The organism is Halanaerobaculum tunisiense, assembly GCF_054657635.1.
The window spans coordinates 144,795-159,196 of sequence record NZ_BAAHYI010000004.1 but is presented as its reverse complement, the minus strand read 5'-3'; the positions used below and the strand labels follow the sequence as shown (position 1 = coordinate 159,196).

Genomic DNA, 14,402 nt, shown 5'->3' with positions numbered 1-14,402 from the left:
AGCTATTCAAAAAGTAATTGATAAACAATCACAAATGAAATATAAAGTTACTGTCTAAGATTAGCCAAGGAATTTATTGTAATTTAAAATTTTTTTACTCCTTTAAAATAAAAAGACCTAAGCATTAGCTTAGGTCTTTACTTATCTTGTTGCTTAAAAATTATAACTCTCCTTAAGATATTTAATTATAACTTTATCTAATTTTTTGCTTAATTTCTGAACTTCTTCATTAAGTAAATCTTCTTGTTGGGTTACCTTCTTTAATAATTTTCTCCTTTTATTATTAATTTTATCTTTCATATTATCATCTCCATTCTAAATTATCTTATGGGTTCCTTAAAATTATCTTCAAAAAAAATAAACCCATCCCTTGCAAGGGATGGGTTCACCACTAGCTCCATATAATCCAGGCAACCAAATAAAGATTATACTTCATCGCTCCCTATTTGGAATTTTTGCGATTAATTCATTGATCAATTTAATTATAACAAAAAAAGATCATATTTAAAGTAGAAATGTAATATAATTATAAAGTAATCAAATTAATGACTTAAATGATATCTTTTCTGTTATTATTTTTTTAGCATGAATTCTACCATCATTAATCATTGCCATTACTGCTGGAAAAACATTATTATAGGCTATAGTGCCTACTATTTCTCCAGCGAACTTATGACCTAAAACTACAGGAGCCTGTTCCTAATAGCCCACGACTCACAGCTCATAGCTGATATGAAATAAAAATATTAATTTAAGGTATATGAATTGCCTCATTATTTAAAGCATATGTCGCCTCCATAATAGATTCAGACAGAGTAGGATGAGGATGAATTGTTTCTGCTATTTCCTCTCTAATAGCTTCTAAATTAATAGCAAAAGTAGTTTCAGATATTAGTTCTGTAGCATGAGCCCCTATAATATGAACACCTAAAATCTCATCATACTTCTTATCAGTGATAATCTTTACAAAACCATTATCTTTTCCCATTACAGTAGCCTTCCCACTAGCCGTTAACGGAAACTTTCCTATTTTTAACTCATATCCTGCTTCTATTGCTTGTTCCTCTGTTAATCCTACTGCTGCTACTTCAGGATGGGTATAAATACATCGTGGTACTGCTTTATAATTAATTTGTTTATCTGCCCCACATATATTTTCAGCCGCAATTAATCCCTCTGCTGTAGCAACATGAGCTAATTGTGGAGAAGCTAATAAGTCACCTACAGCATAAATACCTTTAATCTCTGTTTCTAAATATTCATCAACTGGAATTTTCCCCTTATTTAATCTTAAATTTAAAGCTTCAATTCCATTAACATGTGGCTTACGTCCTACTGATATAAGTACCTTATCAGCCTTTAATTGGCTCTTTTGTTCATCAATAATAAATTGTATATTCTTTTCCTTTGTACCACTAACTTCTTTAACTTGAGCATTAGTTTGAATTTTAATTCCTTTTTTCTTAAGTTCTGTTTCTAATTCAACTGCTAATTCCTTATCTTCTCTAGGAATTAATCTATCCATCATTTCTATAACTGTCACTTCAGTACCTAAAGTAGAAAAGATTGAAGCAAACTCAACTCCAATTACTCCTCCTCCGATAATAACTAATCTATTAGGGATCTCTTCTAATTTAAGTGCTTCCTTACTAGTAATTACATTGGCTCCATCAATACCTGGAATAGGAACTGAAGCTGGCTTAGAACCCATTGCCAAAATAATATTTTCCGCTTCTATTTTCTTCTGTTCATCTTCAGTTTGAACCTTAATTAAACCTGGGCTTACAACTTCTCCATGGCCATTAATTACCTCTACTTGATTACTTTTCATTAAATGATCTATTCCTTGCACTAATTTATTAACAGCACTGTCTTTCCAATTCATAACCTCTGCAAAATCAATCTCATAGTCTGTAACTTCAACTCCAAATTTCTTACTTTCATCTATAGTTTCAACTACTTCAGCAGATTTTAAAAGAGCTTTAGTTGGAATACAACCTCGATTAAGACACGTCCCACCAAGTTTATCTTGTTCAATCAAAGCTACCTTTTTGTCATTTTGAGCAGCTCGAATAGCAGCTGGATATCCACCAGGACCGCCTCCAATAACTGCAACATCTATTTGTTTTTCAGCCAAATTTTTCACCCCTTTGCATTTTCAAAAACATCACGCGCATGATAAGAACTTCTTACTAGTGGCCCTGCATAAACTTCTTTAATCCCTATCTCTAGAGCCTGTTCTTTATAAGTATCAAATTCCTCGGGAGGAACATATCTATCTATTTCTAATTGCTTAGTAGTGGGTTGTAAATATTGTCCTAAAGTTAAAATATCACAATCTACTTCTCTAAGGTCGTTAAAAACCTCGATAAGTTCTTGTTCCTTTTCTCCTAGACCTAATATTAAACTACTTTTAGTTATTGTTTCTGGACTAATCAGTTTTATATTTTTTAAAACCTCTAATGAACGACTATAAATTGCTTCAGGACGAGCTCTAGGATAGAGCCGAGGTACAGTCTCTAAGTTATGACCTACTACATCAGGATTAGCTTCTAATACTTTACTTAATGCCTGTTGATCACCTTGTAAATCTGGAATTAAGACTTCAACTAAAACATTTGGATTAGATTCTTTTATTGCTCTTATGGTTTTAGCAAATTGTCCAGCTCCATAATCAGCCAAATCATCTCTCGTAACTGAAGTAATTACTACATACTCTAAGCCTAATTTTTTTACTGCCTGAGCAACGTTAGTTGGTTCTTTAGCATCAGGAGAGTTTAAATTACCATGTTCAACAGCACAAAACTGGCAGTTACGCGTACAAGTTGGCCCTAAAATCAAAAATGTGGCTGTGTTTTTTTGAAAACATTCTCCTGCATTAGGACATTTAGCACTTTTACAGATAGTATTTAACTCTAATGAATCAAGCAATTTTTCCATAGTCTGTAATTTTTCTTGGTCTGGACTCTTAACTTTTAACCATTTGGGAGCCATAGCCATAATTATCACTCCTATTTAATACTTCCTGACTTCTAATTTCTGTAAATCCAAACTGTTGCTTAAATTTTGTTAATAATACTTGGGATACTTCTTCTAAAACTAATTTCTGATTTAAAACTTCTTGCATGGAAGTAACATCTTTATCAATAATTCCACAGGGAACTATATAATTAAAATAAGACAGATCAGGATTTACATTTAGAGCAAAACCATGCATAGTAACCCATTTACGAGCTGCTATACCAATTGCCGTAATCTTCTCATCTGCTACCCAAACTCCAGTTAACCCCTTAATCCTACCTGCACTAATATTATATTTGGCTAAAAGAGCAATAATAGTCTGCTCTATTTTACGTACATAATAATGTAAATCCTGCTTAAAATTATTTAAATCTAAAATTGGATAACCAACAATTTGACCTGGTCCATGGTACGTAACATCTCCACCTCTTTCAATAGGTATTACTTCAATATTTAATTTCTCCAAAACTTTTTCATTACTTAATAAATTATCTTTGCTTGCACTACGGCCCATAGTTATCACATGAGGATGGGATGTTAAAAAAAGTGTATCATTAATTTTACCCTGTTGTCGCAAAGTAAATAATTCTTTTTGTAACTGATAAGCTTTTGGGTAACTCATATCATACTCTTCAATTAGATTTAATTTCATTTTTATCACCTGCTAAAAATTATAATTTTTAAATCATTAATGCAGGATTTTCAATATAATTCTTTAATGTTTGTAAAAATTCTGTTCCCTGGGCACCATCAATTGCTCTATGATCTAAACCTAAAGTTAAATTCATAACCTTCTTTTCTGCCACTTCTCCTGCTTTAGTTTTATATAAAACTTCTTTTATTGTTCCTACTGCTAAAATTGCAACCTCTGGTGGATTAATTATAGCTGTAAATTCATCAATTCCATACATCCCTAAATTTGATATAGTAAAGGTTCCACCATTCATCTCTTTTAAATCTAAATTATTATTTCTACCTTTTTGGGCCAACTCCCTTACTTTAGCCGATAAATCTATTAGATTATATTCTTCAGCCTTATTAATTACTGGAACAACTAACCCCTCTTCGATAGCTACTGCTAATCCTAAATTCACATTATCATGAATATAGTAATCACCATCTTCCCAAGTAGCATTTATATTTGGATGTTGCTTTAAGCTTGTTATTACTGCCTTACTGATTATATCAGTTAACGAAGGAACTTGTTCTTGATTCTCTTTAATCTTTTCTCTTAACCTAATAATTTCATCTACTTCAACTTCATTGCGAAGATAAAAATGAGGTGCATTCCAGCTTTCAGATAATCTATTACCAATTGTTAATTTCATCTGAGATAGCTCTTTTTTATTCTTAGTTTCTTCTGGCTTAGCTTCTTCTTTCTCTTCTTTCTCCTGCAAGGTCTCTAAATATCTATCAACATCATCAGAAGTAATTCTTTTACCTTCACTTATTTTCGCTACCTCTTCAATCTCTACACCTTTTTCTTTAGCTGCTCTTTTAGCCTTAGGAGAAGACCTAACTTTCCTTCCTTTACTTTTCTTTTCTTTCTTTTTTGGTTCTTCTTTCACATTATCCTTTTCTTCAGTATCCTGCTCACTACTTTCTCCAGCATTATAATTAGTAGCTACCTCCTCAACATTCTCGCTATCTTCTGCCATAATTGCCACTATATCTGTAACAGGTACAGTTGCCCCTTCTTCTGCTATAATCTTAGCCAACGTTCCTTCAGCATTAGCTTCAACCTCATTAGTGATCTTCTCTGTCTCTACCTCAAAGATCACTTCTCCCTCAGCTATTTCATCTCCTACTTCCTTATACCATTTAACAAGCTTACCTTCGGTCATTGTTAAACCAAGCTTCGGCATTACTATTTCCTGAGCCATTTACATTCCTCCCTAAACTATTTTATATCTAAAAATAACAACCTTTATCCCCTGCTAACTCCAAACTTACCCGATAATCAATAAATCTAACTGGAGCTTTAGCTAATTCAATTTCCACCTGATCATCCTCTTTCACCGTTATTTCCCGCTCGCCATCAAAGGCTAATATTCTTTTCTTAGATTTTAATTCAATCCTTTCACCTAATTTTATCTTCCTATAATCTTCAATATTAATTTCTTTAATCATTCCCGGAGCAATAGGTGCCTTAATTAATTTGCCTTTTTCCCCTGTTCTGATAAACATTCCTGTTTCCTCATCAAGCTGAATATCAGTTAATGCTCCAGCAATAGAAGCCATACCTATATCGCCTGATTTTCCTCTAGTTGTAAAAATCTCTTCTAATGCTTCTAGATTCCATAAAGCTCGAGTACCAATGTAACTTTTTTTGACAACCACAGCATCTATCAAAGCAATATCCTCCTGCTTACCATTAATATAAATCTTTAAAAGATTAAAAGGGGCAGAAGCTTGCATTTGCTCATCTGGACCTAGCTTAGTAAATGCTCCAGCAGCCATTCCAGCACAGGTACCTTCAATCATGAGGGGAAAAACATTATTAGTTCCAGTAGACAGAGGTAAAATAGGTGTCTCTTTAAGTGCTTTGACTACAATTCTACTTGTTCCATCTCCACCTAAAATAATAATACAATCTACACCTTCGCTTTCCATCATCTGAGCAGATTGATAAGAATCTTGAGCTGAGCCATTAATTCTTAAATCAAGAATATTAACATTGAGATTGAAATTATCTTTCTCATCGCCCCAGAGTCCATCTATAGCTGCTTGACCAATACCAAAAGAATCAGGCATAATCATAACTTCTTCAATCTCTAAACTATTTAAGGCTAATAGAATTCTTCGAACTATGTTAACCTTTTCAGCATTATCAAAGACTGAACCATGAGCTACTAACCTTCTAATGTCACGTCCTGAAGCTGGATTAGCAATAATACCTACCTTAGTCATATTCTTATTCTCCTTTTTAGAAATTCTAACAATAGGCTCTAAATTTAGAGCCTATTGTTAGATTTGCTTAAAGAGATTTCTTTACAGCATCAATTATCTCTTCAGTACTAGGTAAGTAAGCCTGTTCCAATACTGTACTAAAAGGAACTGGAGTATCAGTACTACAGACCCGTAACACTGGAGCTTCTAATGAAAATAATCCTTCTTCAGAAATCACTGCTGCTACCTCAGAAGCAAAAGAGCCTTGTTTAGATTCTTCTGTAGCAATTATTGCTCGCCCTGTCTTATCTACAGAATTAAGAATAGTTTCCTTATCTAAAGGAACTAAAGAGCGAGGGTCAATTACTTCTAACTCTATTCCTTCTTTAGCCAACTTATCTGCTGCTTCAAGGGCTTGAGAAACAAGCATACCTGTAGCTATAACTGTAGCATCTTCACCTTCACGTTTGATATCAGCTTTACCTAGTGAAACTACATAATCTTCTTCTGGCACTTCTCCTTTAGTTTCATATAAGACTTTGTGTTCAAAAAAGATTACAGGATTATCATCTCGAATAGCAGATTTAAGCATACCTTTAGCATCTGCAGGAGTGGAAGGAAAAGCTACTTTTAATCCCGGGATACTAACAACCCAAGATTCATTACTGGCTGAATGTTGCGCAGCAGCTCCTATTCCAGCTCCTAAAGGAGTTCTAAGTACCATAGGTACTTTAGCCTGCCCACCTGTCATATAACACATCTTAGCTGCCTGGTTAAATACCTCATCCATGGCAACCCCCATAAAACTAGCAAACATTAATTCAGCTACTGGACGACTACCAGTCATTGCTGCGCCTACAGCACTCCCAACAATAGCTGTTTCAGTAATTGGAGTATCTTTAACTTTTTCTTCTCCAAATCTTTCCACTAAATCTCCTGTTACTCCAAAACAGCCACCAAACAATCCAACATCTTCTCCCATTATAAATACAGAACTATCTCGTTCCATTTCTTCTGCCATTGCTTCTCTTAAAGCTTCAGCATAGGTTAAATTTTTCACTATTCCACCTCCTCAAAGTATACATGCTTTGTAACATCATCTGGACTTGGTTCTTCACTTTCTTGAGCAAATTCAACTGCTTCTTTAATTCTTTGCTTAATCTTATCTTGTAGTTGATCAAGTTCTTTTTCAGTAATAACGTCTTCATCTAATAAGAAATTAGTAAATTGCTTAATTGGATCCTTCTTCTTCCATTCTGCTAACTCCTCATCATCTCTATAAGGGGTAGGGTCACCTTCAAAGTGGCCTCTCCATCTATAAGTTTTACATTCAATTAAACTTGGTCCGCCATTATTTCTAGCTTTTTTGACAGCTTCATTTACAGCTTCATTTACTGCCATTACATCATTTCCGTCAATAGTAACACCAGAAATACCGTATCCAACAGCTCTATCAGACACATCTTTAATATTTTGGCCCTTCCGCCCATCATTTTGATACTGAGGCATTGAAATACCATACTTATTATTCTCACAAACAAATACAACAGGTAAATCCCAAACAGAAGCCATATTTAAAACTTCATGGAAAGTCCCTCGATTAGAAGCTCCATCTCCAAAAAAACAGATTGTTACAGCATCTGTATCATTAATTTGACTGGAAATACCAGAGCCAGCTGCAATTGGAAGTCCTGCTCCTACTATACCATTAGCTCCTAAAATACCAAGGCTTACATCAGCTATATGCATTGAACCACCTTTACCCTGGTTATAACCAGTTACCTTACCAAATATCTCAGCCATCATCTTCTTTACATCTCCACCCTTAGCCAATAAGTGTCCGTGACCTCGGTGAGTACTTGTAATATAATCATCTTCCTTAAGAGCCTTACAAGCCCCCACTGCTATAGCTTCCTCTCCTAAATACAAATGTACAAACCCTGGAATTTGACCTTCAGCAAAATGTTGTTGGAGTGAACTTTCAAATTCACGAATTTCCAACATCTTTTCTAACATCTCTAATAACTCTTCTTTATTCTCTCTCATTATTGTTCAACCTCCTTTATATTAAGTATTAATAAAGACTGTAACACTAGCATTAGCTACTATTATAGACTTATCAGTATCATTAAGACATTCTAATGCACAACCTCTAGCTAACATACCACCTTTTTTAACCTCAATCTCTTTCTTACCAAAAGGGATTACTTCAAGAACTTTACTAGAATCTACTTTATCAGGGGTAGGAACACTTATTAAAATATTAACTATCATTTCTTCTAATTCTCCTGTTTCTGATAAAGTCAACACACCACTAAGACAGGTATTAGAGATAGCATCTTTAACTGCCCGACAAGCTGCTTTGGTCATATCTTGCCCATGCAAGTCAACTCCAGATCCAATCTGAATTGCATAATTAACCTCCATTAGCCCTCCCCCTTTTATTGAATTGCTCTTCACCTAATATAAAATGCAAGTTCCATACCAAACAAGCAAAATATTATTATTTTTTCTGTGAAGCCTAGCAACTCAATAAAAAAAAGAGGGAATCTACTTTAGAGGTAGATTCCCATAATTATAATCTTATAAATTATACTGTATCATTGTGAAACATTTTCCTTAGAAATTCTCTATATAATACAGTATCTAATTTAACTTTCAACCATTCTAATACTTCTCCCTTCCATTCAGTTTAAAATTTCCTGTGCAATTAATTGAACAGTCTTTTCTAACTGGTCAGTAAATAGTTCTTCTAACTTTTAATTATTCTAACTAACAGCTTCTCCTTTTCAAAAACAGGTTGATTATATGAGTTCGGTCTAAAAATTTATATTTTAGGAAGTGAACCAGTTTTATATCCCTCTACAATAACCAGATCAAACTCTGAATCTATATATTTATCAACCAGCTTTTCTACTATAACTTCTTCCTCTAATTCTTTAATTACTGCTAGTTTTTCTTCTGACGATAAAATAACTGTTTCTGCCCCAGCTTGACTCTGAGTTAAAACAGCATTTCTATCAGTAGTTTTTTCTCTAACTAATCTTGTTTCATATTTCATTCTAGTCTTTAAAGTATGGTCACCTAGCATTACATCAGCATCTAAAGAAGTTAGATCTAATAAAAGGTTAGTGATTTTTTCATCATTTTAAAACATTTTTAAAAAATGTTTCTAAATAATACAATTAATTCAACTCATATTTATCTATTTTTCTATATAAAGTTGAACGACCTATATCTAATAATTCTGATGCCTGAGAAATATTATTTTCAGTTTTAGATAAAACCTTTTTAATAAGATTTTTTTCAACCTCTTCTAATGACATCAAAGGGACGTTAGAACTTTCATTATTTTCAAATATGGATCCCTGCTTTAATTTTTCTGGTAATTCCTTAACAGTAATTTGATTACTATCTTCAGATAATACCATTCCTCTTTGAATAATATTTTGTAATTCTCGAATATTACCTGGCCAACTATAGCGTTGTAATAATTTCAAAGCCTTATCTGAAATGTTTTTATTACCTAATTTAAAACTGAATTTTTCCAAAAAATGATTAACTAAAACTGGAATGTCTTCTATACGTTCTCTTAAAGAAGGTAATTTAATACTAAAATTATTTAATCTAAAAAATAAATCTTTTCTAAAGTTTCCTTCTTCTACTTCTTGCTCTAAATCCCTGTTACTAGCAGCAATAATTTTTACATCAACTGGAATAGCTTTAGAACCTCCAATTCTAACTACCTCTCTTTCCTGTAATACACGTAATAAACTAGCCTGCATTTGAAGAGGCATCTCACTAATTTCATCTAAAAATAATGTTCCTCCATTAGCTAATTCAAATTTACCTGGTCTTCCTTTATTTTGTGCTCCAGTAAAAGCCCCCTCTTCATAACCAAAAAGTTCACTTTCCAATAAACTCTGTGGGATAGCAGCACAATTCAGACTAACAAAAGGTCCTCTACAATGATCACCATAATTATGGATTGACTGAGCAAAAAGCTCTTTTCCAGTTCCACTTTCTCCTAATAATAAAATATTTGAAAAATTTCTACTTGCTAACCGAGACAATCGCTTTGCTTCTTGTAATACTACACTTTTACCAATTATATCTTTAAAAGTAAATTTAGCTTGTGATCCAACCATTTTATTAACAAAATTCTGTACAGCCTCCAATTTTTTAAAAGTACTTACTACTCCTATTGTCTCTCCAGTTTGATTAATAAGTGGTTGCGCAGTAGAACTAACACGAATTCTTTTATCATCTCTACAAATAACTATTTCTTTATTTATATAACCTGTTCCCTGTTCTAAAACATCAGTAATTTTAGTATCATTACCTAATACTTTTGTAACCTTCTTTTCTTTAACATCTACCTCTTCTAAGTCAAGAATTCTTTTTGCAACATTATTTACCTTAACTAGGCGACCTTCTTGATCAATACTTATTAAACCTTCAGAAATAGAATTTAAAACTGTTTGAGAAAATTCATTAGCTGCCTGTAATTGATTCTTTTGCTCCTCAATCCTTAAATGATTCTCAATTGCCTTTACTGCTGCTACAACTATTCCTAATGTATGAGAATGGGCCAATTCACAAGGCCCAGACATATCTAAAACACCTATTAATTCACCATTCTTATCATAAATAGGAGCAGCAGAACATGTCCAAGAGTGATGTTCTTTACAAAAATGCTCTTCTCCAACTACCTGTAGCGGTTTATCAACCTTTAAAACTGTACCTATAGCATTTGTTCCTACCTTTTCTTCACTCCAAAAAGCTCCCTTAACAAATCTTAAGTCTTGAGCATTTTTCATAATATTAGGATCTCCAATAACTTCTAGGATACATCCATTTTCATCAGTTAGCACAACAACAAATCCAGAATTTTTTACAAAATCAGAAATTTCAGACATAAAAGGTTTAGCAATATCAATTAAATTATTACACTTCAGTCTAATCTTTTTTAACTGTTTTTCATTAATACATACTCCTTTACCTTTCAATGGGTCTACGCCATATTCAGAGCATCTTTTCCATGAGTTTAGAATTAGTTTCCGCACATTCTCTGGATTATAATTCTTATCCTGTATAAAATCAGACCAAGCATTATAAATTATAGGTTTAAAAGGGGATTGTTCTGTCATAAAAATACCTCCTTTTTTACATTCGCTCTGTTAAGTTATATGAAAATTTAAACTCTCCCCTCCCATGGATTATAATAGTTTTTACCAATTCACTATAGCATCCAGAAAGGAGAAAGTTCCATGACTCAAAATAAAACACAATGTCCACGTTGTTATTCGACTGATCTATACAAATATGGTAAAGACAAACACGGTCATCAAAAGTATCAATGCAAAGAATGCAAGCGACAATTTGCTCCTGAAACTCTCAAAAAGAGAAAGCCCAAAGAACGAAAGCCCTAAGCCCACAGCCATTAAAGTATTACTATATAATAAATTAATCATTCCCTTAAAAACTTCACCTAAATAAGAACACGTGGTATTCATAAAAGAAATATTATTATAACCACTATCATTAGTTTCTAACCAAATAACTGGTGATTTATCTTCATTATTGCTTCGATAATTATTAATAATTGATAAAATCTTTTGAGATAATGAATGATCATTAGCTCAATGACTAGATTGGGAAGTATATTTATGACACAAATTTATAAACTCTTCTTAATCATAATATGCAACTACTAACGTAACTATTAAATATGAAACCCTTTAGTTTAAAGTTTACTAATCAACTTTCCTCTCTTATCAAGAAAACATTACCTCTACTCATTAAAAAAATAAAGAAGCCAGAACTTAATCTGGCTCCTTCATTAAACCTCACCTTTATACGCTTTAAGATATAGACTCCTGATTTCACTAATTAAAGGATAGCGTGGATTAGCTGCTGTACATTGGTCATCAAAGGCTAATTCAGACATTTCCTTTAACTGACTATAAAAATCATCTTCGGTAATACCTGCTTCTGAGATACTAGCTGGTATATCTAATTCCTCTTTTAAATCAGCAATAGCTTGGATTAATAACTCCACCTTTTCTTCATCACTAGTCCCACCTAATTCCAAATGATCAGCTATTTTAGCATATCTTCGCTTTCCTAAAGGATATCTATACTGGGGATAAGAAGTTTGTTTCAGTGGTACATCACTAGAATTATATTTAATCACTTGCTCAATTAATAACGCATTAGCTAATCCATGCGGCAAATGAAAAGTAGAACCTAGCTTATGAGCCATAGAATGACAGACTCCTAAAAAAGCATTAGCAAAAGCCATTCCCGCGGTAGTAGCAGCATAATGTAGCTTGGCCCTAGCTTTTCTATCTTCTCCCCCATTATGATAAGAACGAGGTAAATATTTAAAGACTAACCTGATTGCTTCTAGAGCTAATCCTTTAGTATACTCATTAGATAAGACTGAAGTATAAGCCTCAATCGCATGGACTAAAGCATCAATCCCGGAATAAGCTGTCAAATCAGGGGGCATACTTAATACTAAATCCGGATCAACAATTGCTATACTAGGTGTCAACTCATAATCAGCAATCGGATACTTAATCCCTGTCTCTTCATCAGTAACAACTGCAAAGGGCGTAACTTCCGATCCGGTCCCCGAAGTAGTAGGAATGGCTACCAGATCAGCCTTATTTCCTAACTCAGGAAATTCATAAATTCGTTTCCTAATATCCATAAAGGTCATAGCTAACTCTTTAAATTCAGCCTCAGGATGTTCATATAATAACCACATAATCTTAGCAGCATCCATTGGTGAACCGCCACCTAAAGCAACAATTACATCAGGTTGGTAACTTCTCATCTCGTCTACAGCTTGTTTAACAGTATCTAAAGTAGGATCTGGTTCCACCTGGGAAAAGATTTTAACATCAATATCATTCTTATCTAACTCATCACTAACTTCCTCAGCATAACCTAGCTCATACAGATCTCTATCAGTAACTACAAAAGCTTTTTTCTTACCTTTTAATTCAGTCAAGGCAATAGGCAATGAACCATACTTAAAATAAATATCTTCAGGGACTTTAAACCACAACATATTTTCTTTTCTTTCGGCAGTAGTTTTAATATTTAATAAATGTTTAACGCCTACATTTTCACTGACCGAATTACCACCCCAAGTACCACAACCTAAGGTTAAAGAAGGCTGTAATTTAAAGTTATAGATATCTCCAATTGCTCCTTGGGAGGAAGGCATATTAATCAGAATTCTACCTGTCTTCATCTGGGTATCAAAATAATCTATTCTATCTTCATTAGTCTGGTCAGTATATAAAACTGAAGTATGACCAATTCCACCAAAGGCCACTAATTCAACTGCATTCGCTACAGCGTCTTTAAAATCACTAGCTTGGTACATTGCTAAAACAGGTGATAATTTTTCGTAGGAGAAAGGCTCTTGAGCACCTACTTCTTCTACTTCTGCTATCAGCACTTTAGTCTTTTGTGGTACATCAATTCCTGCTAATTGAGCAATATAATTAGCTGGTTGACCAATCACTTGCTGATTTATTTTTTCGTTCTCTATTAAAACATTAGCTAATTTTTCCTGTTCGGCAGAGGATAGAATATATGCTCCTCGATCATCAAATTCTTGCTTTACTTCTTCATAAACTTTATCCACTACTGTTACCGACTGCTCGGAAGCACAAATCACCCCATGGTCAAAGGTCTTACTCATTAAAATCGAACTAACCGCCATCTTAATATGTGCTGTTTCATCAATGATAGCTGGCGTATTGCCTGCTCCTACTCCAATTGCAGGTTTCCCTGAAGAATAAGCTGCTTTAACCATACCTGGTCCTCCAGTAGCTAAAATCATATTCACATCATCATGTTGCATCAAATACTGGGATAATTCAATAGATGGTTGCTCAATCCAACCAATAATATCTGCTGGTGCTCCTGCTTCTACTGCTGCTGCTAAAACAGTTTTAGCAGCTTCTATGGTACATTCTCTAGCCTGAGGATGCGGCGAGAAGATAATAGCATTCCGGGTCTTTAGAGTAAGTAATGATTTAAAGATTGTAGTGGAAGTAGGATTAGTAACAGGTACAACCCCCGCAATCAGACCAATTGGTTCAGCTATTTTCCTGATACCATAGGACTCATCCTCAGAAATGACACCACAGGTTTGGTTGTCCTTATATCTATTATAAATATATTCAGCAGAAAAATGGTTCTTGATTACTTTATCCTCAATCACTCCCATTTCAGTATCTTTAACAGCTAACTTAGCCAATTCAATCCGCCGATCATTGGCTGCTATAGCAGCTTGTTTGAAGATTTCATCTACTTTTTCTTGCGAATAATTAGAAAATTCTTCTTGAGACTTTTTCACTCGCTGGATTAAATCATGTAATTGGTCTTCATTAGTTACTTGCACTCTAGTTCCTCCTCTGTTATATCTGTTTTACATTGGATTTTATTTTTAGAATGCCCTGGGATAG

12 protein-coding genes, 1 pseudogene and 1 riboswitch are annotated in these 14,402 nt (G+C 33.7%); of the genes and pseudogenes, 1 reads left to right on the top strand and 12 read right to left on the bottom strand.

Annotation, left to right across the window (positions count from 1 at the left end; genetic code table 11):
* Nucleotides 1-153: 153 nt before the first annotated feature.
* The 11 genes from ACYQ3D_RS05310 to ACYQ3D_RS05260 form a co-directional block, all read right to left on the bottom strand.
* A complete protein-coding gene (locus tag ACYQ3D_RS05310) occupies nucleotides 154-300 on the bottom strand; it encodes a Spo0E family sporulation regulatory protein-aspartic acid phosphatase (protein WP_459836902.1) in 147 nt (48 codons plus the stop codon).
* Between the two features lie 68 nt (nucleotides 301-368).
* Nucleotides 369-450, bottom strand: a riboswitch (cyclic di-GMP riboswitch).
* A 301-nt stretch (nucleotides 451-751) separates the two neighbouring features.
* Complete coding sequence (lpdA, locus tag ACYQ3D_RS05305) at nucleotides 752-2,137, bottom strand: dihydrolipoyl dehydrogenase (protein WP_459836900.1); 1,386 nt, start codon at nucleotides 2,135-2,137, stop codon at nucleotides 752-754.
* 5 nt (nucleotides 2,138-2,142) lie between these two features.
* Entirely contained in the window at nucleotides 2,143-3,000 is an 858-nt protein-coding gene (gene lipA, locus ACYQ3D_RS05300; protein ID WP_459836899.1) for a lipoyl synthase, read from the bottom strand.
* Nucleotides 2,969-3,673, bottom strand: a complete 705-nt coding sequence (gene lipB, locus ACYQ3D_RS05295) for a lipoyl(octanoyl) transferase LipB (RefSeq protein ID WP_459836898.1) — start codon at nucleotides 3,671-3,673, stop codon at nucleotides 2,969-2,971. Before lipB ends, lipA begins: the two co-directional genes overlap by 32 nt.
* 28 nt (nucleotides 3,674-3,701) lie before the next feature.
* Nucleotides 3,702-4,904 (bottom strand): dihydrolipoamide acetyltransferase family protein, encoded by a 1,203-nt coding sequence (locus ACYQ3D_RS05290; RefSeq protein WP_459836896.1) that lies wholly within the window; start codon nucleotides 4,902-4,904, stop codon nucleotides 3,702-3,704.
* Between the two features lie 28 nt (nucleotides 4,905-4,932).
* The gene (locus ACYQ3D_RS05285) at nucleotides 4,933-5,931 is read right to left on the bottom strand and encodes an ATP-NAD kinase family protein (RefSeq protein ID WP_459836895.1); all 999 of its coding nucleotides are present in this window, start codon (nucleotides 5,929-5,931) and stop codon (nucleotides 4,933-4,935) included.
* Between the two features lie 67 nt (nucleotides 5,932-5,998).
* Nucleotides 5,999-6,970 (bottom strand): alpha-ketoacid dehydrogenase subunit beta, encoded by a 972-nt coding sequence (locus ACYQ3D_RS05280; protein ID WP_459836894.1) that lies wholly within the window; start codon nucleotides 6,968-6,970, stop codon nucleotides 5,999-6,001.
* Nucleotides 6,970-7,956 carry a thiamine pyrophosphate-dependent dehydrogenase E1 component subunit alpha gene (locus ACYQ3D_RS05275; RefSeq protein WP_459836893.1) on the bottom strand — a complete coding sequence of 329 codons (987 nt, stop codon included), beginning with the start codon at nucleotides 7,954-7,956 and terminating at the stop codon, nucleotides 6,970-6,972. The genes ACYQ3D_RS05280 and ACYQ3D_RS05275 overlap by 1 nt, the downstream gene beginning before the upstream one ends.
* A 21-nt stretch (nucleotides 7,957-7,977) precedes the next feature.
* The gene (locus ACYQ3D_RS05270) at nucleotides 7,978-8,337 is read right to left on the bottom strand and encodes a Lin0512 family protein (protein ID WP_459836891.1); all 360 of its coding nucleotides are present in this window, start codon (nucleotides 8,335-8,337) and stop codon (nucleotides 7,978-7,980) included.
* A gap of 400 nt (nucleotides 8,338-8,737) precedes the next feature.
* Nucleotides 8,738-9,001, bottom strand: coding sequence for a molybdopterin-guanine dinucleotide biosynthesis protein B (locus ACYQ3D_RS05265; protein ID WP_459836890.1), 264 nt, complete (start codon nucleotides 8,999-9,001; stop codon nucleotides 8,738-8,740).
* Between the two features lie 94 nt (nucleotides 9,002-9,095).
* Nucleotides 9,096-11,060, bottom strand: a complete 1,965-nt coding sequence (locus tag ACYQ3D_RS05260; protein WP_459836889.1) for a sigma-54-dependent Fis family transcriptional regulator — start codon at nucleotides 11,058-11,060, stop codon at nucleotides 9,096-9,098.
* 120 nt (nucleotides 11,061-11,180) lie between these two features.
* Here ACYQ3D_RS05260 and ACYQ3D_RS05255 point away from each other — a divergent pair.
* Nucleotides 11,181-11,336 (top strand): annotated as a pseudogene (locus ACYQ3D_RS05255) (IS1/IS1595 family N-terminal zinc-binding domain-containing protein); the annotation flags it as partial.
* Between the two features lie 416 nt (nucleotides 11,337-11,752).
* Here the strand turns inward: ACYQ3D_RS05255 and adhE are convergent.
* Entirely contained in the window at nucleotides 11,753-14,338 is a 2,586-nt protein-coding gene (gene adhE, locus ACYQ3D_RS05250) for a bifunctional acetaldehyde-CoA/alcohol dehydrogenase (protein ID WP_459836888.1), read from the bottom strand.
* Nucleotides 14,339-14,402 lie beyond the last annotated feature (64 nt).

What these genes read in the sequence shown, in the direction of transcription:
- ACYQ3D_RS05310 (WP_459836902.1), bottom strand. Translation starts at nt 300, where the DNA reads ATGAAAGATAAAATTAATAATAAAAGGAGAAAATTATTAAAGAAGGTA.
- lipA (WP_459836899.1), bottom strand. Translation starts at nt 3,000, where the DNA reads ATGGCTATGGCTCCCAAATGGTTAAAAGTTAAGAGTCCAGACCAAGAA.
- lipB (WP_459836898.1), bottom strand. Translation starts at nt 3,673, where the DNA reads ATGAAATTAAATCTAATTGAAGAGTATGATATGAGTTACCCAAAAGCT.
- ACYQ3D_RS05290 (WP_459836896.1), bottom strand. Translation starts at nt 4,904, where the DNA reads ATGGCTCAGGAAATAGTAATGCCGAAGCTTGGTTTAACAATGACCGAA.
- ACYQ3D_RS05285 (WP_459836895.1), bottom strand. Translation starts at nt 5,931, where the DNA reads ATGACTAAGGTAGGTATTATTGCTAATCCAGCTTCAGGACGTGACATT.
- ACYQ3D_RS05275 (WP_459836893.1), bottom strand. Translation starts at nt 7,956, where the DNA reads ATGAGAGAGAATAAAGAAGAGTTATTAGAGATGTTAGAAAAGATGTTG.
- ACYQ3D_RS05270 (WP_459836891.1), bottom strand. Translation starts at nt 8,337, where the DNA reads ATGGAGGTTAATTATGCAATTCAGATTGGATCTGGAGTTGACTTGCAT.
- ACYQ3D_RS05265 (WP_459836890.1), bottom strand. Translation starts at nt 9,001, where the DNA reads ATGCTAGGTGACCATACTTTAAAGACTAGAATGAAATATGAAACAAGA.
- ACYQ3D_RS05260 (WP_459836889.1), bottom strand. Translation starts at nt 11,060, where the DNA reads ATGACAGAACAATCCCCTTTTAAACCTATAATTTATAATGCTTGGTCT.